General features: G+C 58.2%; 18 protein-coding genes. 12 read left to right on the top strand and 6 right to left on the bottom strand.

From position 1 onward, the window contains the following. Positions 1 to 11 precede the first annotated feature (11 nt). Positions 12 to 2,252 carry a xanthine dehydrogenase family protein molybdopterin-binding subunit gene (locus ACR0JE_RS04900; RefSeq protein ID WP_480863359.1) on the bottom strand — a complete coding sequence of 747 codons (2,241 nt, stop codon included), beginning with the start codon at positions 2,250 to 2,252 and terminating at the stop codon, positions 12 to 14. Between the two features lie 3 nt (positions 2,253 to 2,255). Beyond that, a complete protein-coding gene (locus ACR0JE_RS04895) occupies positions 2,256 to 2,720 on the bottom strand; it encodes a (2Fe-2S)-binding protein (RefSeq protein WP_480547735.1) in 465 nt (154 codons plus the stop codon). A gap of 99 nt (positions 2,721 to 2,819) precedes the next feature. Here ACR0JE_RS04895 and ACR0JE_RS04890 point away from each other — a divergent pair, with 99 nt between their 5' ends. After that, positions 2,820 to 3,398: a TetR/AcrR family transcriptional regulator gene (locus ACR0JE_RS04890; protein ID WP_480540750.1), complete on the top strand. Its 579-nt coding sequence runs from the start codon at positions 2,820 to 2,822 to the stop codon at positions 3,396 to 3,398. Here the strand turns inward: ACR0JE_RS04890 and kynU are convergent. Further along, a complete protein-coding gene (gene kynU / locus ACR0JE_RS04885; protein WP_480863358.1) occupies positions 3,391 to 4,584 on the bottom strand; it encodes a kynureninase in 1,194 nt (397 codons plus the stop codon). The genes ACR0JE_RS04890 and kynU overlap by 8 nt on opposite strands. Before the next feature lie 173 nt (positions 4,585 to 4,757). Between kynU and ACR0JE_RS04880 the strand changes: the two genes are divergently transcribed. The 6 genes from ACR0JE_RS04880 to ACR0JE_RS04855 all read left to right on the top strand — a co-directional run bounded on the left by ACR0JE_RS04880 (position 4,758) and on the right by ACR0JE_RS04855 (position 11,481). Next, complete coding sequence (locus ACR0JE_RS04880) at positions 4,758 to 5,207, top strand: methyltransferase family protein (protein ID WP_480547739.1); 450 nt, start codon at positions 4,758 to 4,760, stop codon at positions 5,205 to 5,207. A 127-nt stretch (positions 5,208 to 5,334) separates the two neighbouring features. Beyond that, the gene (locus tag ACR0JE_RS04875) at positions 5,335 to 6,906 is read left to right on the top strand and encodes a Re/Si-specific NAD(P)(+) transhydrogenase subunit alpha (RefSeq protein ID WP_480863357.1); all 1,572 of its coding nucleotides are present in this window, start codon (positions 5,335 to 5,337) and stop codon (positions 6,904 to 6,906) included. A gap of 13 nt (positions 6,907 to 6,919) precedes the next feature. Beyond that, a complete protein-coding gene (locus ACR0JE_RS04870) occupies positions 6,920 to 8,371 on the top strand; it encodes an NAD(P)(+) transhydrogenase (Re/Si-specific) subunit beta (RefSeq protein ID WP_480827661.1) in 1,452 nt (483 codons plus the stop codon). Between the two features lie 159 nt (positions 8,372 to 8,530). Beyond that, positions 8,531 to 8,887: a VOC family protein gene (locus ACR0JE_RS04865; protein ID WP_480863356.1), complete on the top strand. Its 357-nt coding sequence runs from the start codon at positions 8,531 to 8,533 to the stop codon at positions 8,885 to 8,887. 108 nt (positions 8,888 to 8,995) lie between these two features. Then, on the top strand, positions 8,996 to 10,273 hold the full coding sequence (locus ACR0JE_RS04860; RefSeq protein WP_170532223.1) for a DUF3422 domain-containing protein: 1,278 nt from the start codon (positions 8,996 to 8,998) through the stop codon (positions 10,271 to 10,273). Positions 10,274 to 10,344: 71 nt separating this feature from the next. Further along, positions 10,345 to 11,481 carry an MFS transporter gene (locus tag ACR0JE_RS04855; protein WP_480863354.1) on the top strand — a complete coding sequence of 379 codons (1,137 nt, stop codon included), beginning with the start codon at positions 10,345 to 10,347 and terminating at the stop codon, positions 11,479 to 11,481. Positions 11,482 to 11,487: 6 nt separating this feature from the next. Here ACR0JE_RS04855 and ACR0JE_RS04850 read toward each other — a convergent pair whose 3' ends face one another. From ACR0JE_RS04850 to ACR0JE_RS04840, 3 genes are all read right to left on the bottom strand, one after another. Continuing rightward, on the bottom strand, positions 11,488 to 12,468 hold the full coding sequence (locus tag ACR0JE_RS04850; RefSeq protein ID WP_170532225.1) for an ABC transporter permease: 981 nt from the start codon (positions 12,466 to 12,468) through the stop codon (positions 11,488 to 11,490). Then, positions 12,461 to 13,468, bottom strand: coding sequence for an ABC transporter permease (locus tag ACR0JE_RS04845; RefSeq protein ID WP_170532227.1), 1,008 nt, complete (start codon positions 13,466 to 13,468; stop codon positions 12,461 to 12,463). The genes ACR0JE_RS04850 and ACR0JE_RS04845 overlap by 8 nt, the downstream gene beginning before the upstream one ends. A 91-nt stretch (positions 13,469 to 13,559) precedes the next feature. Next, a complete protein-coding gene (locus tag ACR0JE_RS04840; RefSeq protein WP_480540766.1) occupies positions 13,560 to 15,266 on the bottom strand; it encodes a peptide ABC transporter substrate-binding protein in 1,707 nt (568 codons plus the stop codon). Positions 15,267 to 15,550: 284 nt separating this feature from the next. On the opposite strand from ACR0JE_RS04840, the gene ACR0JE_RS04835 reads away from it, so the two are divergent. From ACR0JE_RS04835 to ACR0JE_RS04815, 5 genes are read left to right on the top strand one after another with little or no spacing between them, the layout of a single operon-like run. After that, positions 15,551 to 17,371, top strand: a complete 1,821-nt coding sequence (locus ACR0JE_RS04835) for an ABC transporter ATP-binding protein (RefSeq protein WP_480540768.1) — start codon at positions 15,551 to 15,553, stop codon at positions 17,369 to 17,371. A gap of 5 nt (positions 17,372 to 17,376) precedes the next feature. After that, the gene (gene argE, locus ACR0JE_RS04830; RefSeq protein WP_480863352.1) at positions 17,377 to 18,543 is read left to right on the top strand and encodes an acetylornithine deacetylase; all 1,167 of its coding nucleotides are present in this window, start codon (positions 17,377 to 17,379) and stop codon (positions 18,541 to 18,543) included. A gap of 26 nt (positions 18,544 to 18,569) precedes the next feature. Then, positions 18,570 to 19,736 carry a M20 aminoacylase family protein gene (locus ACR0JE_RS04825; protein ID WP_480863350.1) on the top strand — a complete coding sequence of 389 codons (1,167 nt, stop codon included), beginning with the start codon at positions 18,570 to 18,572 and terminating at the stop codon, positions 19,734 to 19,736. A 15-nt stretch (positions 19,737 to 19,751) separates the two neighbouring features. Beyond that, the gene (locus tag ACR0JE_RS04820; protein ID WP_480863348.1) at positions 19,752 to 20,915 is read left to right on the top strand and encodes a M20 aminoacylase family protein; all 1,164 of its coding nucleotides are present in this window, start codon (positions 19,752 to 19,754) and stop codon (positions 20,913 to 20,915) included. Positions 20,916 to 20,932: 17 nt separating this feature from the next. Continuing rightward, a complete protein-coding gene (locus ACR0JE_RS04815; RefSeq protein WP_480540775.1) occupies positions 20,933 to 22,096 on the top strand; it encodes a M20 aminoacylase family protein in 1,164 nt (387 codons plus the stop codon). Positions 22,097 to 22,117: the final 21 nt, after the last annotated feature.

Below are 22,117 nucleotides of genomic sequence, written 5' to 3'. Positions count from 1 at the left end.
CCACTCTGTCATCAGATCAACAGATCGAACTGATTAATCAAAGGCAGGCTGCGTGCGCGTTCCCCGGTCAGGTCGAACAAAGCGTTGCCGAGCGCGGGCATGGATGGCGGTGTGCCGGGCTCACCCGCGCCGCCCATATGGCGGTTGGTTTCCAGCACGCGCACCTCAACCTGTGGCGCAGTGTGCATGCGGATCGCATCATAGTCGGGGAAGTTGTACTGCTCCACTTCGCTGTCGGCAAAGGTAATCTCGCCGTAGCAGGCCGCTGACAGGCCATACATCATGCCGCCGAACATCTGGGCTTTGACATTCTCGGGATCCAGCGCCAGCCCCATGTCACAGGCGATCCACGCCTTGTTGATACGGATCGTGCCGTCTTCATCCACCACTTCGATGACTTGCGCAACAGGGGTGCCGAAGCTGTAGGTGAAGGCCACACCGCGCCCGACACCGCGGGGTGTCTGGCCCGTCCAGCCCGACATGTCGCGGACCGCTTCGAGGCATCCTGCGGATGGGGCGTGCTCGCCTTGCATCAGTTCCAGTCTGAACTCCAGAGGATCACGACCTGCAGCATGGGCCAATTCATCCATGAAGGTCTCATGAAAGAACCCGTTATGGCTGTTGCCGACTGAGCGCCAGAACCCGACAGGGATATCGAGATTGGCGATATGTCCGCTCATGCGGTAGTTCGGGACGCCATAGGGCTGGTTGAAGAAACCTTCGACCAATACCTTATCCGGGCCTGCGCCAGGTAAGCCGGTATACCGCTGAACAGCCTGTTGCGTGCAGGACTGTGAGGCGACGGCCCCTTCTATCAAAACCGCTTTGCCATCCTGAACCGCGCCCCGCATCCGGGCGATGGCACCGGGGCGGTAGTAGTCGTGGCGCATGTCTTCTTCGCGGCTCCAGGTGGTTTGGACCGGCGTTCCCGGCATCGCCATGGCGACCTTGGTGGCAATGTCACCAAAATCCAGCTCACCACGTCGGCCAAAACCGCCACCCAGATAGGTGGTATGAATTTGCACGGCTTCGGTCTCCAACCCGGCTGTGTTGGCAACCCGGAACTGGATCAGAGTGGGGGCCTGGTTGCCGCACCAAAGTTCCAGTGCGTTTCCGGTGTAAAGCGCGGTGGCGTTCATCGGCTCCATCGTTGCATGGGCCAGATAGGGCAGTTGATACTCGGCTGTGATCTCTGTTGCGCCCTCGGGCATAAAGCTGACATCACCATCGTCGCGCATTGTCGAGTTCGGGGCGTCGTCGAACGCCTTGGCGATCTCGGCAAAGACCTGATCGGTTTCGGGCGGGTAGGGGGCGTCGCCCCAATCCACGTCAATTGCGTCAACCGCCTGTTGGGCGAGCCATGTGTTGTTGGCGATGACCGCAACTCCGGTGCCCAGATCGACAACCTTCTCAACACCCGGCATCGAGGTTGCGGCACTGTCATCATATCCGTTCATCGCGCCACCCAGCTTAGGATTCATGCGCACAGCGGCGAATTTCATACCCGGCAAGCGGACATCGACGCCAAACTCTGCCGTACCCGTTGCTTTCTCCACCATATCCAGCCGCGGCTGGGACTGCCCCAGATAGCGCCATTCGGAGGGATCGCGCAGGGGAACCTCGACCGGCTCAAGATCGGCGACATCAACGGCCAAATCGGTGTAAGGGATTTTGTCACCATTGGGGGCGATTACATGGCCAGACGCGGTCTGCAACTCTGCTGGGTCAACGCCCAGCCGGTCGGCAGCGGCGCGTTTCAGGGTTTCGCGCGCCGAAGCCCCGGCCTGACGCATGCGTTCATACCCGTCCTTCATCGAAGTCGAGCCACCGGTGACCTGAAGGCTGAGTGTACGCCCCAACACCCCTAGCGCTTCACCCAAGTTGTACTGGATATCCGGGATGTCATAGCCCTTGTTGGGCAGGCCTTCGCCAATCAGGGCCGAGTTGTAGTAAGCCGCAGCAGCAGGCCCATGCAGAACGGTGACCTGATCAAGGTCAACGTCCAGTTCCTCGGCAATCAACGCGGCCCATGTGGTCTGTACACCCTGTCCCATCTCTGCGCGGGGTGCGAATAGCGTCACGCCGTTCTGATCGATGAGAATAAACGGGTTCAGCGCAGCCTCACCCTCGCTGGGTTTCAGCGGGTTCGCGGCGGGTCGGCTGACGTAATACGCACCGAAGGCCACACCGCCGACAATCGCGGCGGACCCGATCAGGAAGGTGCGGCGCAGGATTTTTCCAACTTTGCCCATCTCTTACGCCTCCTTCAGTTTGCCAGCGGCGTCGTGAATTGCTGCACGTATCCGGGGATAAGTGCCGCAGCGGCACAGGTTGCCCTGCATCGCGTCTTCGATATCGGCATCTGAGGGCGCGGGGTTTTCGGCCAGCAAAGCTGCGGCCTGCATGATTTGACCGGACTGACAATAGCCGCATTGCGCCACCTGATGGTCGACCCAGGCTTGTTGGAGTGCTGACATGGCCGCAGGCGTTCCGATGCCTTCAATCGTTGTCACGTCGCCCCAAACATCCGACAAAGCCACCTGACAAGAGCGCACGGCCTCGCCATCGATGTGCACGGTACAGGCCCCGCAGGCCGCGACACCGCAACCGAATTTGGTACCGGTCAAGCCGACCTCATCACGCAGCACCCAAAGCAGGGGGACATCATCAGGCAGATCCACCTGATGTGCGGTTCCGTTGATCTTAAGGGTGGTCGCCATGGCGCGCCTCTCGTTAGCTGTGGCAGTTTCTGACATAATTGGTGAAAAGTGTCAGTGTGTCAATTGACAAAATATACGAAAACTGTCAGAGCTTCTGAAATGAAGGATACGAGCGACGACATACGGCAAAAGGCTATTCTGGCTTCGGCTTTCCAGGCATTTTCGAAATACGGATTCCGCAAGACATCGATGGATGACATTGCGAAAGGCGCGGGTATGTCCCGGCCTGCTGTGTATCTGCATTACAAGAACAAAGAGGCTATCGTTCGCGAACTAACCAGGCTGCACTATGCTGACAAGACAAATGCCGTAGCCGCTGCATTGAAGAAGGCAGGATCAATCTCGCAGGTGTTGAACGCAGCGATTCAGGCGCAAATGGAGGGAATGGCGGCGATACTGGCGTCACCCCATGGGGTCGAGATGCTGGATACGACCAAATCCATGTCCACCGATATTGTCGAACAGGGTGAGGCAGAACTGACTTTGCTATTTGCGGAATGGCTGACCGATATGCAGGCCAAAGGGCGCGCCCGCGTGTTCGACACGCCCCACGACACCGCAAAGACGATTACGGCCAGCCTGAAAGGGATCAAGCTGACCGCCTCCAGCGCCGAAGAGTTCGAACAGCGCACCCGGCAGCTGGCTGCGATGATCGGCGCGGGGCTTGAAGTCAGGTAACCCGCTGACGGATTTTGTATTCGGGCCGATCCCACTGCCTGTTGCGCATGATATCGGCCAGAATATCAACCGCTTGCTCCACATCCGTTACATCAATGTAAAGCGGTGTAAAGCCAAAGCGCATGATATCCGGTGCCCGGAAATCTCCGATTACGCCGCGCGCGATCAAGGCCTGCATCGCGGCGTATCCTTCGGTGAACCGGAACGACACCTGACTGCCCCGTTGCAGCGGGTCGCGGGGGCTGGCCAGTGTCAGGCCAGGGCAGGTGGCCTCGACCCGTTGAATGAAAAGCTCGGTCAATTCGATGGATCTGGCACGGACATCGGCCATATCGGCCATATCCCAGACATCCATCGCCACCGAAAGTGAGGCCATCTGAATGACTGGAGGGGTTCCGACCCGCATCCGTTCGATCCCCGCGCCGGGGCGATAGTCGAGATCAAAAGCGAACGGAGCCTCGTGCCCCAGCCAACCAGACAGTGCTGGGCGCACCCGCTCCGCCAACCGAGGGGCCACATAGACAAAGGCCGGAGCACCGGGCCCGCCGTTGAGGTACTTGTAGGTACAGCCCACTGCAAAATCGGCATTGCAGACCGTCAGATCTACAGGAATCGCCCCAGCCGAATGGGCCAGATCCCAAACGGTCACCACGCCCAAAGAGTGCGCCAATTCGGTCAGGGTTTTCATGTCATGCATGCGCCCGGTCCGGTAATCGACCTCGGTCAGCATCAGTACGGCGACGTCATCCGTCAGGGCATCGGCCACCTGTTCAGGGTCGACCACGCGCAACTCATAGTCATCGCTGAGCGAACGCAAAAGCCCGTCAACCATGTAAAGATCGGTTGGGAAGTTGCCATTGTCTGACAATACAACTTTGCGATCCGGGTTTAGCTCCAAAGCGGATGCTACCGCTTGATAGACTTTGATCGATAACGTGTCGCCCACGACAACACTGCCCGGTTTTGCTCCGATCAGTTTGCCAATCCGGTCGCCCAACGCCGCGGGCATACCCATCCAACCGGCTTTGTTCCAGCCCGTGATCAGCATTTGCCCCCATTCGTCGGTCATCATCTGATGCACGTGATCCGCCGCCGCCTTCGGAACCGGGCCCAGAGAGTTTCCGTCGAGGTAGATCATCCCCTCGGGCAGAGTGAACATGTCTTTGGTCGTCGCGAAATCAGTCATGGCGGCCCGTTTTTTTGTATATTTGGATAGCATTGCCCCTAGGGCGTAAATCATCCCATCTCTGCTGTCCATTGATGCGACAACTGGGGTTTTGCCTTTTCGGTCCCAAAGCGGTAGGACAGCGCCCAGAAACGACACGTGCCCTTACGTGACGTCAGCCCCGAGGATTGACGATGCGCTGGATCGACCTTCCCCCTGTCTGGCTAGTGGGCTTTGCCCTGCTTGCCTGGTTGCAGGGGCGCTATATGGGATTTGGCCTGTCCCTTGACGGTGGGTTGACCGATCTTCTCAGCGGTGTGCTGATCGGGGGTGGCATCCTGCTGGCCGTATTGGCTGTTGCCGAATTCCGGCGCCACAAGACGACAGTCATCCCGCATGAAACACCCAGTGCAATCGTGCAATCCGGTATCTACAAACGCAGCCGGAATCCGATCTACCTGGGAGATGTTTTGATCCTGGCGGGCTTGGTTCTGCGCTTTGACGCCGTTCTGTCACTGGCTCTGGTGCCGATCTTTGTCTGGGTGCTTGAACGTCGTTTCATCCTGCCCGAGGAGGACCGCATGCGCCGCACCTTCCGCGCTGATTTCGCCCGCTATGAACAAAAGACAAGACGGTGGGTGTAGCCAGATCAACCGAATGACACAACGTAATGGATGCTGCGCTTGCGAAATAAAATTGCGCAAGATACATCTTTTCTTAACAATCCATACCCGAGGACCTGACCGGCCTTAGAAGCAAGGGGGACTGCCAGTGAAAATAGGCACACCAAAAGAAATACTGGATGGCGAGAACCGAGTGGCAATGACGCCAGACTCGGCCGTGCAGTTGCAGAAACTGGGCTATGAGTGCCTGATCGAAAAAGGGGCTGGTGCTGCGGCTGGGTTCTCGGATGCGGCATATGAGGCTGCGGGTGTTGAGGTCGTAAAAACTGCGGCGTCTCTCTGGAAAAGCTCGGACATTGTTGCCAAGGTGCGCATCCCGACTGAGACCGAGTTGAAACGGCTGACCAAGGGTAAGACGCTGATCTCGTTCTTCAACCCCGCGGGCAATGAAGAGGGGATGGAGCTGGCCAAATCCAAAGGCGCGAATGTCATCGCCATGGAGATGGTGCCGCGTATCTCTCGTGCGCAGAAGATGGATGCGCTGTCTTCGATGGCCAACATCGCTGGGTATCGTGCGGTGATTGAGGCCGGCAACAACTTCGGCCGGTTCTTCACCGGTCAGGTGACCGCTGCCGGTAAAGTACCACCTGCCAAGGTGCTGATCGTCGGCGCTGGCGTGGCGGGTCTGGCCGCTATCGGCACCTCGACCTCGCTGGGTGCGATCACTTATGCGTTCGACGTCCGCCCGGAAGTGGCCGAACAGGTCGAGTCGATGGGGGCCGAATTCGTCTATCTGGACTTTGAAGAAGACCAGCAGGACGGCGCGGCCACCGGCGGCTATGCCTCGGTTCAGTCGGAAGAGTTCCGCGAAGCGCAGCTGGCCAAGTTCCGTGAGTTGGCACCAGAGATGGACATCGTGATCACCACCGCGCTGATCCCGAACCGCGAAGCGCCCGAGCTTTGGACCAAGGATATGGTTGAAGCGATGAAGCCCGGCTCGGTTATCGTTGATTTGGCAGCGGAAAAAGGCGGCAACTGCAAGCTGACCGTCGCTGATGAGAAGATCGTGACCGACAATGGCGTGACCATCATCGGCTATACCGACTTCCCCAGTCGGATGGCGGCGCAATCGTCGTCTCTGTACGCGACCAATATCCGTCACATGATGACCGACCTGACGCCCGAGAAGGACGGTCAGATCAATCACGACATGGAAGATGACGTGATCCGCGGCGCGACCGTGACTCATGAGGGTGAGATCACCTTCCCACCGCCTCCGCCAAAGGTGCAGGCGATTGCGGCGCAGAAGAAACCCGAGGTCAAGGAACTGACCCCGGAAGAAAAAAAGGCGCAAGAAATCGCAGCCTTCAAGGCGCAGACTAAACAGCAGTTCACCCTGCTGGGTGTCGGTGGTGCGCTGATGCTGCTGGTGGGACTGATTGCTCCGGCCAGTTTCATGCAGCACTTCATCGTCTTTGTTTTGGCGATCTTTGTGGGCTTCCAGGTGATCTGGGGCGTTGCGCACAGCTTGCACACACCGCTAATGGCGATCACCAACGCGATCTCGTCGATCATTATCGTCGGGGCGTTGATGCAGATTGGGTCCGGGTCGTTCCTGGTCATTCTGCTGGCGGCGCTGTCTGTCTTCATGGCCGGGATCAACATCTTTGGCGGCTTCCTCGTAACCCGGCGCATGCTCGCCATGTTCCAGAAATCTTAAGGAGGTCGGGCATATGATTGGCTTTACTTCTGCCGCTTATGTAGTTGCGGCTGTCCTTTTCATCTTGTCGCTCGGCGGCCTTTCGAACCAGGAAAGCGCCAAGCGCGCGGTCTGGTACGGCATCGTCGGTATGGCGCTGGCGGTCTTCGCTACGCTGGTTGGTCCGGGTTCGGGCCTGTGGCTGCTGTCCATTCTGCTGATCATCGGCGGTGGTTTGATCGGTCAATACGTGGCGCAGCGCGTCCAGATGACCGAGATGCCGCAGCTGGTGGCTGCAATGCACTCGCTGGTCGGCCTGGCGGCTGTGTTCGTGGGCTTCAACGCGCATTTTGAGATCGGCAACGTGGCGCAGGTCATGGCGATTGCGGATAGTGCCAGCCAGGCGAACCTGTCTGATCTGGGCGCGTTTGCCAAGCTGATCGCCAAGAAAACCCCTGCGGAACTGGCGATCCTGCATGTTGAGTTGTTCCTGGGCATCTTCATCGGTGCGATCACCTTTACCGGCTCGGTCGTGGCCTATGGCAAGCTGGCTGGCAAGGTGACCTCGGCGGCGACCAAACTGCCCGGTGGTCATATGCTGAACGCGGCGGCTGCAGGTCTCTCGCTGATCTGTCTGATCTGGTATACCAGCTCGGGTGGGTTTTTCCCGCTGTTCCTGATGACGCTGGCGGCGCTTTTCATTGGTTATCACCTGATCATGGGGATCGGTGGGGCCGACATGCCGGTGGTTGTGTCGATGCTGAACTCGTATTCGGGTTGGGCGGCTGCGGCGATCGGCTTCAGCCTTGGAAACGACCTGCTGATTGTGGTTGGCGCTCTTGTCGGCTCGTCGGGTGCGATCCTGTCCTACATCATGTGCAAGGCGATGAACCGTCACTTTGTCAGCGTGATCCTAGGCGGCTTCGGTGGCCCGCAGGGCGAGCAGATGGCCGTCGAGGGCGAACAGATCGCGATTGAGGCGGACGGTGTGGCCGCTGCGCTGAACGATGCGGACAGCATTGTCATTATCCCGGGTTATGGCATGGCTGTGGCGCAGGCACAGCAGTCGGTGTCCGAGCTGGTCCGCAAGCTGCGCGCCAAGGGCAAAGAGGTGCGCTTTGCGATCCACCCCGTCGCGGGCCGTCTGCCTGGCCACATGAACGTTCTGCTGGCCGAGGCGAAAGTGCCGTATGACATCGTGCTTGAGATGGATGAAATCAATGACGATTTCCCGGACACGGATGTGGCCATCGTCATCGGCTCGAACGACATCGTGAACCCTGCGGCGCAGGAGGATCCCAACAGCCCCATCGCCGGTATGCCGGTGCTGGAGTGCTGGAAGGCCAAGCAGGTGTTCGTGTCGAAACGTGGTCAGGGAACCGGCTACTCGGGGATCGAAAACCCCCTGTTCTTCAAAGAGAACACGCGCATGTTCTATGGCGATGCCAAGCAGTCGCTGGACAAGCTGCTGCCGATGATCGACTGATCGACCGTCAGTACCAAATTGCAAAGGGCGCCTGCGGGCGCCCTTTTCTTTTTTGGGTAGAGTTGGGGGCTTTGCCCCCAAACCCCCAGGATATTTGTGGCCAGATGAAGCCTGCTTAATGTGCTATCCTGAGCCGGAACACGGTGACAGGAGGTGGCCATGCAGAAAGTGAATGGTATTGGCGGGGTTTTCTTTCGGGCCCGGGATCCTGAGGCGTTGCGGGATTGGTATGAAAGGCATCTGGGCGTTAACCATTATGATCCAGTGCCCTGGAAACAGCGCGAGGGTTATACAGTGTTTGCACCTTTTGCGCAGGATACCGAGTATTTTGGCCGCGCCGAACAGCAATGGATGATCAATTTTCGCGTTGACGATCTTGCGGCGATGACCGCACAGCTTGAGGCCGCGGGGATCAAGGTTGAGACCCATGCCGACTGGGACAGCGAGGTTGGCAAGTTCGCCCGCATTCATGACCCGGAAGGCAATCCGATCGAGCTGTGGCAGCCAAATCAATGAGATAGCAGGTTTGTATACCGTTGCATTCCTGTAAGTATATGAAATAAAAAGAGAATTGATGTATTTCAGCTGTGTCGTATAGTGCCCCGGATAAGACGGAGCCGAAAAATGACGCCGATTGATGATCATCCCTTGCGCTATGCGCTGGCCAATGAGCTGCACGCACGGCCCTTTCCAAGCGCCGAGGTGCCTTGCACAGTTGCATTTCTGGCGATCAAGAAGCCGACTGAGTCGGTTGATGGAGATCGTCAGGCGGACATCGCACATCTGACCGATCTGTTGACGCGCCATGGTGCGTCTCGCCCCCAGCCGGATGCAACACATTACGCGGGTCAGATTGGGCGTCATTGGTTGAAGTGGGAACAGCATACCGAGTTTGTGACCTATACCGCGATCTCTCAGAATGTGAGCGCGCGGGCTTTTGACCCAGCTGACTTTGAAGTGTTCCCGGCGGATTGGGTTATGGCCAGCCCGGGCAAAAGGATCACATCGATCCTGATGCGTGTGGTGCGGCGGCCAGATCAGGATGCGGTCCGTGCTGTGTTGCCCGACTGGTTCGAACCCGAAAGCCTGGCCGTTTCTTGCGTTCTGGATGATGCGGCGATCTGTGCCAGCGATTTTCGCATCGATCCAGCAGGCCATATGCGTTTTGCTGTGTTTATTTCCGAAGGTACGGGTCAGCGACGGATCGGGCGTATCATTCAACGCTTGTGCGAGATCGAGACGTATAAGGCGATGTCCATGTTGGGATTTGCCAGGGTCAAAAGCCTGACGCCGCGCATCGGTGGGTTAGACCAGAAGTTGACCGCGTTGATGGGCGAGATGACGGACGGAGAAAACCATCCTGACGATCTGTTACCTGATCTGCTGCGCATCTCGACTGAGTTGGAAACCTTGTCTGCCCGTTGTGCCTTTCGCTTTGGGGCGACTGGTGCCTATGAAGCGATTGTCAATCAGCGCATCGCGGTCTTGCGGGAAGAACGTTTCATGGGCCGTCAGAGCTTTGCCGATTTCATGATGCGCCGCTATGACCCGGCCATGCGCACCGTGAAATCTACAGAAAAACGCCTGCAAACCCTTTCAGACAGAGCAATCCGCGCCGGGGATTTGTTGCGTACACGGGTTGATGTTGAACGCAGCGCACAGAACCAGGCTTTGTTGGAAAGCATGGACAAGCGTGCGGACCTGGCCTTGCGCCTACAGCATACGGTCGAGGGGCTTTCGGTTGTGGCCATCAGCTACTATGCCGTCTCGCTGGTCAGCTACGTGCTGTATCCACTCACGTCGACCGGGTTGAGCAAGGGTACATTGACCGCCTTGATCACGCTGCCGGTCATTTTGATGGTCTGGGCTGCCGTCCACAGAATTCGCAAGCGGTTGGAATGAGGTCACTTGCACAGCAGGGCAAGCTTTGTACTAGTGACCGGCAGCGATAGCCACATAATCGGAGCATCCTTGTGATCAGTGTCGTTTCAGCATGGCGGGCTGTGACCGCGATGTTCATCCTCAACGGTGCGTTGTTTGGTATCTGGGCCTCGCGCATTCCGGCGGTTCGGGATCATCTGCAGTTGAGCCATGAGGCGTTGGGCTATGGCCTGCTGTTCATGGCGGCGGGCGCGGTGTGCTCCTTTCCCGTCACTGGGCGACTGACCGACCGGTTTGGCGCCGTTGCAATCACGCGGGTTATCGCGGTTCTCTATACCGGATCTCTGGTGCTGTTAGGGCTGGCGGACAGTTTCACCCTGCTGGCCGTCTTTCTATTTGTCTTCGGGGCGTTTCACGGGTCGATGGATGTGGCCATGAATGCCTGGGCTGCCGAAGTTGAAAGCGCCTATGAGAAACCGTTGATGTCCTCATTCCACGCGATGTGGAGCCTTGGGGCGGGCTTGGGTGCGATCAGCGGGTATGCGGCTGTTCAGATGCAGATGAGCGTGTTGCAGCATTTTCTTGCCGCAGGTGGTTTGGTCGTGGCTCTGGCTTTGGCGCTGTCCTGGGTGCAATGGACATCTCGCCGGTCGGTGCAGTCGCAGGGGTCAGTTTTTGCGTTCCCGTCTGGGGTGCTGATCCTGGTGGGGTTCACGGCCTTGTGTGGTGCGCTCGGCGAAGGGGCCGTCGCGGATTGGAGCGCGATTTTCCTGCGCGATGTCACTGGCGCTGCCGAAAGCATTGCGACGCTGGGCTATGCCGTGTTCTCGGTCGCGATGGTGGTTTGTCGTCTTGCGGGGGGGCTGATGATTGCTCGGGTCGGGCCGGTTGCTGCGGCACGGGGCGGCGGGATGTTTGCCGCTATGGGCGTGTTTTGTGTTGTCTCGGCCGGGGCCGCTCCGCTGGCTTTGGTGGGCTTTACGCTGATGGGCGTGGGATATGCGGTGATCATGCCATTGGCGTTTAGCCGGGCCGCCAACGATCCGCAGATACCTCCGGGGCAGGCCATCGCCAGCGTGGCAACGCTTGGATATGGTGGGCTGTTGATCGGGCCGCCCCTGATCGGGTTTTTGGCAGAGTTGCTGACGCTGAGAATGGCCTTTGGTGTCTTGCTGCCGCTTGCCGTTCTGATCGTTGTATGCGCCGGCGCGCTGAAGCGCGCCGACTGAGTTTGCTTAACGTCCGCGAATACGCGGATCCAGCGCATCGCGCAGACCGTCGCCCAGATAGTTTACGCTGAGAACGGTAAGCGAAATCGCAAGACCGGGCCAGAACACGCGTTCAGGGTATTGCTGCAGGTAATCGACGCCGTCGAATAGCAAGCGGCCCCAGGTCGGGAAGTCGGGCGGGAAGCCCAGCCCCAAGAAGGACAGCGCGCTTTCGGTGATGATCGCGGTGGCAATCCCCAGTGTCGCCGACACCATGATCGGAGACAGCACGTTGGGCAGGATATGCCGCGTGATGATTTGGCTGTTGCTGGTGCCGATCGATCGGGCTGCCAAAACGAACTCTCGTTCCTTGATGGCCAGAACATCACCGCGCACGATCCGGGCTGTCGGCATCCACGAGGTGATGCCGATGGCGCAGACGATCAGGATGAAGATCCCGCGTTCCAGCCCGAATGCCGCAGACAAGGGCTCGCGGAACAGCAGCATCATGACCAGCAGCAAGGGCAGCAGGGGCAGGGCCAGGAACAGATCGGTCAGGCGCATCAGCGGCCCATCGAGCCGCTTGAAGAACCCGGCGACCACGCCGATGAATGAGCCCAGGAACAGCGCCAGCAGCATCGCGGTGATACCCACCGAAACCGAGGTTTGCCCACCTGACATCATCCGCGCCAGAATATCGCGGCCCAATTGGTCGGTGCCAAACGGGTGCGCCCAGCTTGGACCCTGATTACGCGACCGGATGTCGATCTGCGTCGGGTCGATGGTCCAGAGATACGGGCCCAGATACACTGCAGCGACGATGAAGATGAACAGGACTGCCCCGATCATCGCGCCTTTGTGTGTCTTGAACTGATCCCACACATCGCGCCACTGGCTGCGGGGTGGGGTGGTCAGATCGTCCATCACACCTGCGGTTGGCAGGGCGGTGGAGGCCGGCGCAATACCTTCATCCGGGACCAGCGTATCCGTACGATCATGATCAGTCATAGCGAATCCTCGGGTCCAGAATGCCGTACAGCACGTCTGCAATCAGGTTGAACAGTACGATCAGGACGGCAAAGATGAAAGTCAGGGTTTGAACCATCGGCAGGTCATTGGCCTGAATGGCCCCGATCAGCAACTGGCCGATGCCATTCACCTTGAACACCTGTTCGGTGATGATGGCGCCGCCAAAGATGGCCGGGATACCCAGCGCGATAACGGTGACCACGGGGATCATCGAGTTGCGCAGGACGTGGACCATGACAACAGTGTATTCGCTGAGACCCTTAGCGCGGGCGGTGCGAACGTAATCCTGATTGAGGTTGTCCAGCATCGAGGCGCGCATAAACCGGCTCAGTTGTGCGGTGATCTGAAGCGCCAGAACCATGACTGGCATGATCATCTGCTTGAGCTGCACGACAAAGCTGTCCCAACTGTTGACCACCAGCGTGGTGTCATAGATCGAAGGGAACCAGCCAAGCTGGACTGAGAAGATCACGATCACCAGAACGCCCGAGAAGAAGGGCGGGACCGAGAAACCAACCATCGACACGAATGTGCCCATCTGGTCGAACCAGGAATACTGGCGGTAGGCAGAATAGATGCCGATGGGCAGGGCGATCAGGATGGCGACCACATAAGCGGTGCCAACAACCCACAGGGTCTGCGGGATACGCTGAACGACGATGTCCATGACGGGTGAGCGGGTCTGCCACGAAATCACACGCAGATCACCTTCGGAAAAGGTGGTGCCGAACATGTGGTCAATCAGAACCTGCGGTTCGATCCAGAAGAACTGAACGATCCATTTCCAGAACCGGATATGCATCGGCTGGCCGAGACCAAGCGCTTCGCGCATCTTCTCTTTGACTTCGGGAGGAACGGTGAGCGGAACCTGTGCCATCGGATCGCCAGGTGCGAGTTCGAGGAGCAGGAAGATGACGAGGCTGATGAACAGCAGTGTAGGCACCGCCAATATCAGTCGTCTGATGGTAAAATTAAGCATTAAGAGGCGCCTTTATATGCGTCTTCTTGTTGGGGTGGTGTGCAAAGCACCGCGCCCCGAAGATCGGGGCGCGGCTTTGCAAGGCTAACGCTTAGGAACCGGTCTTGCGGTACCAGTCAGCGATATTCCAAAGTTCGCTGTCCCAAACGTTCAGGACAACGCCACCCAGGGTGTTTGCATGTGCCGACAGGCGACCACGGTGCACAAGCGGGATCATACCGCCGTTTTCAACCATGATGTCGTTCAGCTGTTTCGCGATCTCGGCACGCTGTTCCAGACCGGCAGTTTCGGCCAACTGCGCATGCAGCGTATCGAACTCTTCGTTGCAGAAGCGGCTGATGTTTTCACCCTGCCACTGTGTATCGGGACGAGGAGCCTTGTCGCATAGACCGTTGCCCAGATAGGACTGAGGGTCGGTGCCGTTGAAGGTGTTGGCGTACATTTCAACGTCGGCATAGAACTTCTGGAATGTGTCGGGCGAGCCCGGGTCACCACCGAAGAAGACCGACGCGTTGATGTTGCGCAGTTCAGTTTCGATACCGATCTGGCTCCACCATTCCTTGATCAACGCCTGGAAGTCCTGACGGACGGCGTTGGTAGACGTTTGATAGACGACTTTCAGCGGAACACCGTCTTTTTCACGGACGCCGTCGCCATTTGTGTCAACGATGCCTGCTTCGTCCAGCAGGGCGTTTGCGCCCGCGATATCCTGCGTGTCACAGGTCATCGAGGTCGAGTTGAACGCAGCCGGGGCCGGAACCCAGTTACAGGTCACTTTGCCTGCCTGACCATAGCCGATCTCAACCAGTAGCGGGCGGTCGATGGCCATGGACATGGCTTTGTAAACGGCCGGGTCCTGCAGGAACGGGTGCGGATGCGTTGCGGTCGACCGCTCGCCTTCCGGCAGGTCAGGCGACGGGTTGGTCTGGTTCAGCATGATACGCTCGACCAGAGGACCGAAGCCCGCAACCGGGGTACCTTTGCCACCTTCTTGCATCTGCGCGATCACTTCGGGCGCCAGTTGCAGGTTCCAGGCATAGTCAAACTCGCCGGTTTCCATAACAGCACGACCAGCCGCCGTTGCATCGCCGCCACCTTTGAAGGTGACTGTCGCAAAGGCAGGTTTCGCCGGATCGCGATAGTTGTCGTTCGCCTTGAAGGTGATCACGTCATTTGGCTTGAATTCGGTGACAACAAACGGGCCAGTGCCGATGGGGTTAAAGTTCTGCTCGGTGCATTCGGGGGCCTTCGCGCCCATGCAATCCGCGAATTGAGCGGCCTGAATGATCGGGCTTTCACCACCTACAAACGGTCCGTAGGGGAAGGGGGTCGGTTTGTCGAAGGTGACTTTGACGGTCAGATCATCCACCGCTTCGACATTGGTGACGCCTTCAAACTTGGTGACTTGCGCACAGCCGCCTTCGGGGTCCATGCAATAGTTCGCTGTAAAGACCACATCTGCCGAGGTAAACGCCGAGCCGTCCGACCAGGTGATTCCCGGTGCGATTTTCCAGGTGATCGAGGTCAGGTCCTCGCTAACCCCACCGTTTTCAACGGTTGGAATCTCTGACGCCAGATAGGGCACCATGTTGCCATCTTGGTCGTAGCGCGCGAGCGGTTCGATCACCAGCGATGCGGATTCAACGTCCTTGGTTCCGCCCGACAAAAAGGGGTTCAGGATCGACGGAGCCTGCCAATAAATGATGCTGACATTGCCGTCCGATCCACGCTCGGCCAAGGCCATCGGGGCCATCGCCGTGCTTGCGATCGCACCGAGCAAAAGGGTTTTGATCTTCATAATAAACTCCCGAAAAGGACACTTCCGTGTCTCGATTATCTCCGCAAGGCCTGCGGATTTGGCGTTGCCGCTTTGGGTAAGGGTCTGAATTGTTGCCGCAAAATCTGCTAAGACCCACGGAATCCATGATCTCCCCATCACGGTTACGCGAGGTATCGAAACAGAACTCTGGAAAAAAGCAAGGGTTGCCGTCGGGAAAAATGGCAACGGGTTTGACTTTTCCTGCCTTGCCGCCTTAGCGTCGGGCATCCGAACAAAAAAAGACTACCAACAGGAGCGCGTGCGTGCTGGATCAACCTATTGCACAGATCAAAAAACTTCGTGTCGAGTTTCAAACGAAAGATGGCCCTGTAGTGGGTGTCGAGGATGTCTCGTTCGAAGTAAATCCCGGCGAAACCGTTTGTATCGTTGGCGAATCTGGCTCAGGGAAATCGGTTTCCTCGCTGTCGTTGATGCGCTTGGTCGAGTTCGGTGGCGGCGAAATCGCGGGTGGAGAACTGTTGTTTGACCGCCGCGACGGCGAAGAGATGGACCTGTCAAACGCCGATCAGGATCTGATGAAACAGATTCGCGGCAATGAGATCGGGATGATCTTTCAGGAACCGATGACTGCGCTGAACCCGGTTTTCACGGTCGGACGCCAGCTGACCGAAGGGCTGCGCATCCACAAAGATATGTCCAAGGCGCAGGCCGAGGAGCGCGCGCTTGAGTTGCTGCGTCAGGTTCGAATCCCTGAACCTGAGCGCCGTTTGAAACAGTATCCGCATGAATTGTCGGGTGGCATGCGGCAGCGTGTTGTGATTGCGATGGCCATGGCGTGTGAACCGCGCCTGCTGATCGCGGACGAACCCACGACCGCGCTGGACGTGACTATTCAGGCCGAGATTCTGGCGTTGATGGACCGGTTGAAGCGGGAAACAGGTACAGCGGTGATGTTTATCACCCATGACATGGCCGTGGTGGCGCAGATGGCGGATCGGGTTGTCGTCATGTTCCGTGGCAACAAGGTTGAAGAGGGCACCGTAAAAGAAATCTTCGAGAACCCGCAGCATGATTATACCAAAGCGCTGCTGGCGGCGGTGCCGAAGCTGGGTGAGATGCGCGGCAAATCCGCGCCTGAGCCCATGAAACTGCTTGGCGTCGAAGGTCAGAACATCGCCCCCATTCCGGGCACCGAAGAGGTTCTGCTGACCGTCAACAACCTGACAACGCGGTTCCCGGTCAAAGGTGGCTTACTACGTCGTACTATCTCGAACGTTCATGCGGTTGAGGATGTGTCCTTTACCCTCAACAGGGGACAAACGCTGAGCCTTGTGGGCGAATCGGGGTGTGGAAAATCCTCGGCTGGACGCTCGATCCTGCGGCTGGTCGAGCCTATGGCGGGCGAGATCAATCTGGACGGCGTCGACATTATGAAACTGGATCCGTCCGGCCTACGCAAGGCACGGCTGGATATGCAGATGATCTTTCAGGACCCGTTTGCCTCGCTCAATCCGCAGATGCAACTGGTCGATCAGGTGGCCGAGCCGATGCGCAACTACGGCGTCGCCTCAGGGTCGGAATTGCAGGACCGGGTCGCGCAACTGTTCGACAAGGTACAATTGCCTCGCAGCTTCATGCGTCGCTTCCCGCATGAAATGTCTGGCGGTCAACGTCAACGGATTGCCATCGCCCGTGCATTGGCCCTGAACCCCAAGCTAATCATCGCGGATGAGGCGGTCTCGGCCCTCGATGTATCTGTGCAGGCGCAGGTTCTGAACCTGATGATGGAGCTGCAATCTGAGCTTGGCCTGTCCTACCTGTTCATCAGCCACGACATGGCTGTGGTCGAGCGTGTCAGCCATTATGTGGGCGTTATGTATTTGGGTCGGATCGTGGAACTTGGACCGCGCGCGCGTGTATTCGAGAACCCGCAACATCCTTATACGCAGGCGCTGATGAAGGCGGTTCCAATTGCCGATCCGAACCAGCGGAAGTCGGAAAAAGACCTGAATTTCAAACCAATTCCGTCGCCCATTCATCCAATTGACTACAAGCCGGAACCGTCTGAGTACCGCGAGGTCGAACCGGGGCACTTTATCCTGACCACGGATAGCGGATACTGACCCACATGGCACAGCGTCTGACGCCGCTTGAGATCATGACCAAGCTGATCTCGTTTCCAACTGTAAGCCGCGAAAGCAACCTGCCGCTGGTCGATTGGGTCGAAGGATATCTGGGCGAGCACGGGATCAAGGCGCATCGCTGGCCTGACCCGAACCAACCGCACAAAGCCGCGATCTTTGCGCATGTGGGTCCTTGGGAAGAAGGCGCGGTCGTCCTTTCTGGTCACACAGATGTGGTGCCAGTCGACGGGCAACCTTGGGATACCGACCCGTTTGTTGTGACCGAGAAAGATGGCAAGTATTTCGGTCGCGGCACCTGCGATATGAAGGGATTTAACGCGCTGGCCATCTGGGCCCTGGTCGAGGCTCAATATGCCGATCTCAAACGCCCGCTTCAATTGGCGCTGAGCTTTGATGAAGAGGTCGGCTGCACCGGCGCGCCGCCCATGATTGAGGCAATGCAGAAGGTTTTGCCCAAAGGGTCGGCTGTGATCGTGGGTGAGCCGTCGGTGATGCAGGCCGTTACGGGTCACAAGGGCGGGTTTGGCTATGACACGCATATGATCGGGTTCGAGGTCCATAGCTCAATCATGCATACAGGCGTCAATGCGATCATGGAGGCGGCGCCTCTGATCAATTGGGCCAATGAACAGAACGCCCGCAACCGGGCTGCGACGCCAAGTGACACGGCGGCGGTGTTTGATCCGCCCTGGACCACCGTTCATGTGGGTATGATCGAAGGCGGTACAGCGCATAACATCACCGCGAAAGATTGCCATTTCATGATGGATTTCCGGACCGTGCCGGATGAAGCCAAGGCCGAATGGCGAGATGCGTATTTCCAGCAGGTGCGCGCGGTTGAGACGCGGATGCAGGCCGTACACCCTGAAGCCCGTATTGAGATTTCCGAGAACTTCTCGATCCCCGGTCTGGTGCCCGAGCAGGATGGTGAGGCCGAAGCTTTGGTGCGCGCGCTTACCGGCGACAATGCCAGCCATGTGGTCAGTTACGGCACCGAAGCGGGCCAATTTCAGGACGCAGGTTATTCCGCGGTTATCTGTGGCCCTGGCGACATCGCACAGGCGCATCAACCGAACGAGTTTATCTCGGTCGCGCAGTTCGAAGCAGGGCACGCGTTCATGCAGCGGTTGGTTGAAAAATTGTCAGGCTGATCCAGCCCTTTTTAAGGAGGCATCAAATGCCGGTCAAAAACAGACTTGCCGAGATGCAGGATGAGATTACCAAATGGCGCCGCCATCTGCATATGCATCCCGAGCTGATGTATGACGTCCACGAAACCGCGGGTTTTGTGGTTGACCGCCTTAATGAGTTTGGCGTCGATGACATCACGCCGGGCATCGGCCAAACCGGTGTCGTGGCGGTGATTAAGGGTCGGACAGATACCAAAGGTCGGGTGATCGGACTGCGTGCCGATATGGATGCTTTGCCCATCGAAGAGGCGACGGGATTGGACTACGCCTCGACCGTGTCCGGCAAGATGCATGCGTGCGGGCATGATGGTCATACCTCGATGCTGCTGGGGGCGGCGCAGTATTTGGCTGAGACGCGGAACTTCGATGGCACTGTGGTGCTGATCTTTCAACCAGCCGAAGAAGGCGGGGCCGGGGGATTGGCCATGTGTCAGGACGGGTTGATGAATCGTTGGGGCATTCAGGAAGTATACGGAATGCACAATATGCCCGGCCTTCCAGTCGGTGAATTCGCGATCCGGCCCGGTGCGTTGCTGGCGTCGTCCGATGAGTTTGAGGTCGTTGTAACGGGCAAAGGTGGACATGCTGCAGCCCCGCATGAAGCTGTCGATACAACGCTCGTTGCTTCTCATATTGTTGTGTCTTTGCAGTCGGTTGTGGCGCGAACTGTCGATCCGATTAAACGCGTTGTACTGACCGTCGGTACGTTCGAGACGGACAGTGTGGCCTCGAACGTGATTGCACATACGGTCAGGTTAAAGGGTACTGTGCGGACGCTTGACCCCGAATATCGCGCCATCGCCGAGGAACGTGTACGCCGGATTGCCGAAGACACTGCCTCGGCCTTTGGTGCGACCGCTCAGGTAACATGGACGCCTGGGTATCCGGTGACGGTGAATTCCGAGGCGGAAACGGGATACGCCGCCGAAGCCGCAGCCGCTGTTGCAGGCAAGGTGAATGACAGCACCGATCCCATCATGCCGTCAGAAGATTTCGCCTACATGCTTGAAGAACGGCCCGGAGCCTACATCTTTGTTGGAAACGGGGATACGGCCATGTGCCATCACCCGGAATACAATTTCGATGACGAAGCGATTCCCGCCGGCTGCAGCTGGTTTGCCGAGCTTGTAGAACGACGATTGCCCATCGCCTAACAAAGGGAGAATGCCATGCCGATCAGAAACCGCCTTGCAGAGCTGCATCAAGAGATCACCGGTTGGCGGCGTGACATTCATAAACACCCCGAAATCCTCTACGACACCCACCGCACCAGCGCTTTGGTGGCTGACAAGCTGAAAGAATTCGGTTGTGACGAGGTGGTCACCGGCATCGGTCGTACCGGTGTGGTTGGCGTAATTAGGGGCAAGACTGATACGCAAGGTCGGGCCATTGGGTTGCGGGCGGACATGGACGCGCTGCCCATGCAGGAGCAGACCGGGCTGGATTACGCCTCAAAAACGCCTGATGCGATGCATGCCTGTGGGCATGATGGTCATACAGCGATGGTTCTTGGGGCTGCGAAATACCTGGCCGAAACGCGCAATTTCGACGGCACAGCAGTTGTGATCTTTCAACCCGCGGAAGAGGGTGGCAATGGGGCCGAGGCCATGTGTCAGGACGGGTTGATGGACCGGTTCGGCATTCAGGAAGTCTATGCGATGCACAATGTGCCGGGCCTGCCCACGGGGCAGTTCGCGATCCGCTCGGGCCCGTTGCTGGCGGCGGCGGACGAGTTCGACATCCATCTGGAAGGCCATGGGGGTCATGCCGCGAAACCGCAGGAGACGGTGGATACCACGGTGATGCTGTCTCAGTTGATCGTGGCGCTGCAGACAGTTGTTTCACGCAACGCGGACCCGATTGAACAGGGTGTTTTGTCTGTGACCTCAGTTGAGACATCATCGAAGGCGTTCAACGTGATCCCGCAATCGGCCCGCGTGCGGGGAACGGTGCGCACCCATTCCAATGAGATGCGCGCCATGATCGAAAAGCGGCTGACCGAAGTTGCCACCGGCATCGCAGCCACGATGGGCGGCACCGCGACCGTGATGTACAACAAAGGCGTTCCGGTCACGATCAACGCTGAAGAACAAACCGGCTACGCCGAAGAGGCCGCGATTGTGGTTGGTGGAAGCTGCGGCGAAGCTCCTATGGTGATGGGGGGCGAGGATTTCTCGTTCATGCTCGAAGAACGCCCCGGCGCCTTCATCATTCTGGGCAACGGCGACAGCGCCGGGCTGCACCACCCCGAATACAATTTCAATGACGAGATCATTCCAATCGGATGCTCGTGGTTTGCCGAAATGGTCGAGCGCCGGATGCCGGCGGCTTGAAATAGGAGAGAGAAGACATGCCAGTTAAGAACCGCTTTGCCGAATTGCAGGCCGAAATCACCGAATGGCGACGGGATTTGCACGAGAACCCCGAAATTCTGTTCGAAACGCATCGTACCAGCGCAATGGTTGCTGAGAAGCTGAAAGAGTTCGGCTGTGATGAGGTGGTCACCGGAATTGGCCGCACCGGCGTTGTGGGTGTGATCAAGGGCAAGTCTGACAGCAAGGGCAAGGTCATTGGCCTGCGCGCGGATATGGATGCGTTGCCAATTCACGAGGCGACAGGTCTGGACTATGCCTCAAAAACAGACGGGGCCATGCATGCCTGTGGGCATGACGGGCACACGGCGATGTTGCTGGGTGCCGCGAAGTACCTGTCGGAGACGCGAAACTTCGACGGCACCGTTGTCGTAATCTTCCAGCCCGCCGAAGAAGGCGGCGGCGGTGGGCGCGAGATGTGCGAAGACGGCATGATGGACCGCTGGAACATTCAGGAGGTCTACGGAATGCACAACTGGCCGGGTAAACCGGTTGGCAGCTTTGCGATCCGTCCGGGCTCGTTCTTTGCCGCAACTGATCAGTTCGACATCACTTTTGAAGGGCGCGGCGGGCATGCGGCGAAACCGCAGGAAACCGTCGATACAACCGTGATGACGGCGCAGGCGGTGCTGGCCTTGCAAACCATCGCGTCGCGCAACGCAGACCCGATTGATCAGGTGGTCGTGTCGGTGACGTCGTTTGAAACCTCGTCGAAGGCGTTCAACGTGATCCCGCAGACGGTGCAAATCAAAGGGACTGTTCGCACGATGAGCAGCGACATGCGTGACCTGGCCGAAAAGCGGATCAATGAGATCTGCAACGGGGTTGCGGCGACGTTTGGTGGCACCGCGGACGTGACCTATATTCGCGGCTATCCGGTCATGGTGAATAGTGACGAGCAGACCACGTTTGCCGCAGAAGTGGCCCGGTCTGTTTCTGGCGATTGCGAGGATGCACCTCTGGTGATGGGCGGCGAGGATTTCGCCTTCATGCTCGAGGAGCGGCCAGGGGCGTATATTCTGGTTGGCAATGGCGACACCGCCATGGTGCACCATCCCGAGTACAATTTTAACGATGAGGCTATTCCTGCAGGGTGCAGCTGGTGGGCTGAGATTGTCGAGCAGCGGATGCCGGCGGCCTGATGGCGAGGGTGGGGGCTCTGC

Source organism: Ruegeria sp. H3 (assembly GCF_056533095.1).
Note: the sequence above shows the minus strand (reverse complement) of the source record. Positions and strands in the feature narration are given on the sequence as shown.

Excerpts from the sequence above, each read along its gene's own strand:
- ACR0JE_RS04900 (WP_480863359.1), bottom strand. The coding sequence starts at position 2,252 with ATGGGCAAAGTTGGAAAAATCCTGCGCCGCACCTTCCTGATCGGGTCC.
- ACR0JE_RS04895 (WP_480547735.1), bottom strand. The coding sequence starts at position 2,720 with ATGGCGACCACCCTTAAGATCAACGGAACCGCACATCAGGTGGATCTG.
- ACR0JE_RS04890 (WP_480540750.1), top strand. The coding sequence starts at position 2,820 with ATGAAGGATACGAGCGACGACATACGGCAAAAGGCTATTCTGGCTTCG.
- kynU (WP_480863358.1), bottom strand. The coding sequence starts at position 4,584 with ATGACTGATTTCGCGACGACCAAAGACATGTTCACTCTGCCCGAGGGG.
- ACR0JE_RS04880 (WP_480547739.1), top strand. The coding sequence starts at position 4,758 with ATGCGCTGGATCGACCTTCCCCCTGTCTGGCTAGTGGGCTTTGCCCTG.
- ACR0JE_RS04870 (WP_480827661.1), top strand. The coding sequence starts at position 6,920 with ATGATTGGCTTTACTTCTGCCGCTTATGTAGTTGCGGCTGTCCTTTTC.
- ACR0JE_RS04865 (WP_480863356.1), top strand. The coding sequence starts at position 8,531 with ATGCAGAAAGTGAATGGTATTGGCGGGGTTTTCTTTCGGGCCCGGGAT.
- ACR0JE_RS04860 (WP_170532223.1), top strand. The coding sequence starts at position 8,996 with ATGACGCCGATTGATGATCATCCCTTGCGCTATGCGCTGGCCAATGAG.
- ACR0JE_RS04850 (WP_170532225.1), bottom strand. The coding sequence starts at position 12,468 with ATGACTGATCATGATCGTACGGATACGCTGGTCCCGGATGAAGGTATT.
- ACR0JE_RS04845 (WP_170532227.1), bottom strand. The coding sequence starts at position 13,468 with ATGCTTAATTTTACCATCAGACGACTGATATTGGCGGTGCCTACACTG.
- ACR0JE_RS04840 (WP_480540766.1), bottom strand. The coding sequence starts at position 15,266 with ATGAAGATCAAAACCCTTTTGCTCGGTGCGATCGCAAGCACGGCGATG.
- argE (WP_480863352.1), top strand. The coding sequence starts at position 17,377 with ATGGCACAGCGTCTGACGCCGCTTGAGATCATGACCAAGCTGATCTCG.
- ACR0JE_RS04825 (WP_480863350.1), top strand. The coding sequence starts at position 18,570 with ATGCCGGTCAAAAACAGACTTGCCGAGATGCAGGATGAGATTACCAAA.
- ACR0JE_RS04820 (WP_480863348.1), top strand. The coding sequence starts at position 19,752 with ATGCCGATCAGAAACCGCCTTGCAGAGCTGCATCAAGAGATCACCGGT.
- ACR0JE_RS04815 (WP_480540775.1), top strand. The coding sequence starts at position 20,933 with ATGCCAGTTAAGAACCGCTTTGCCGAATTGCAGGCCGAAATCACCGAA.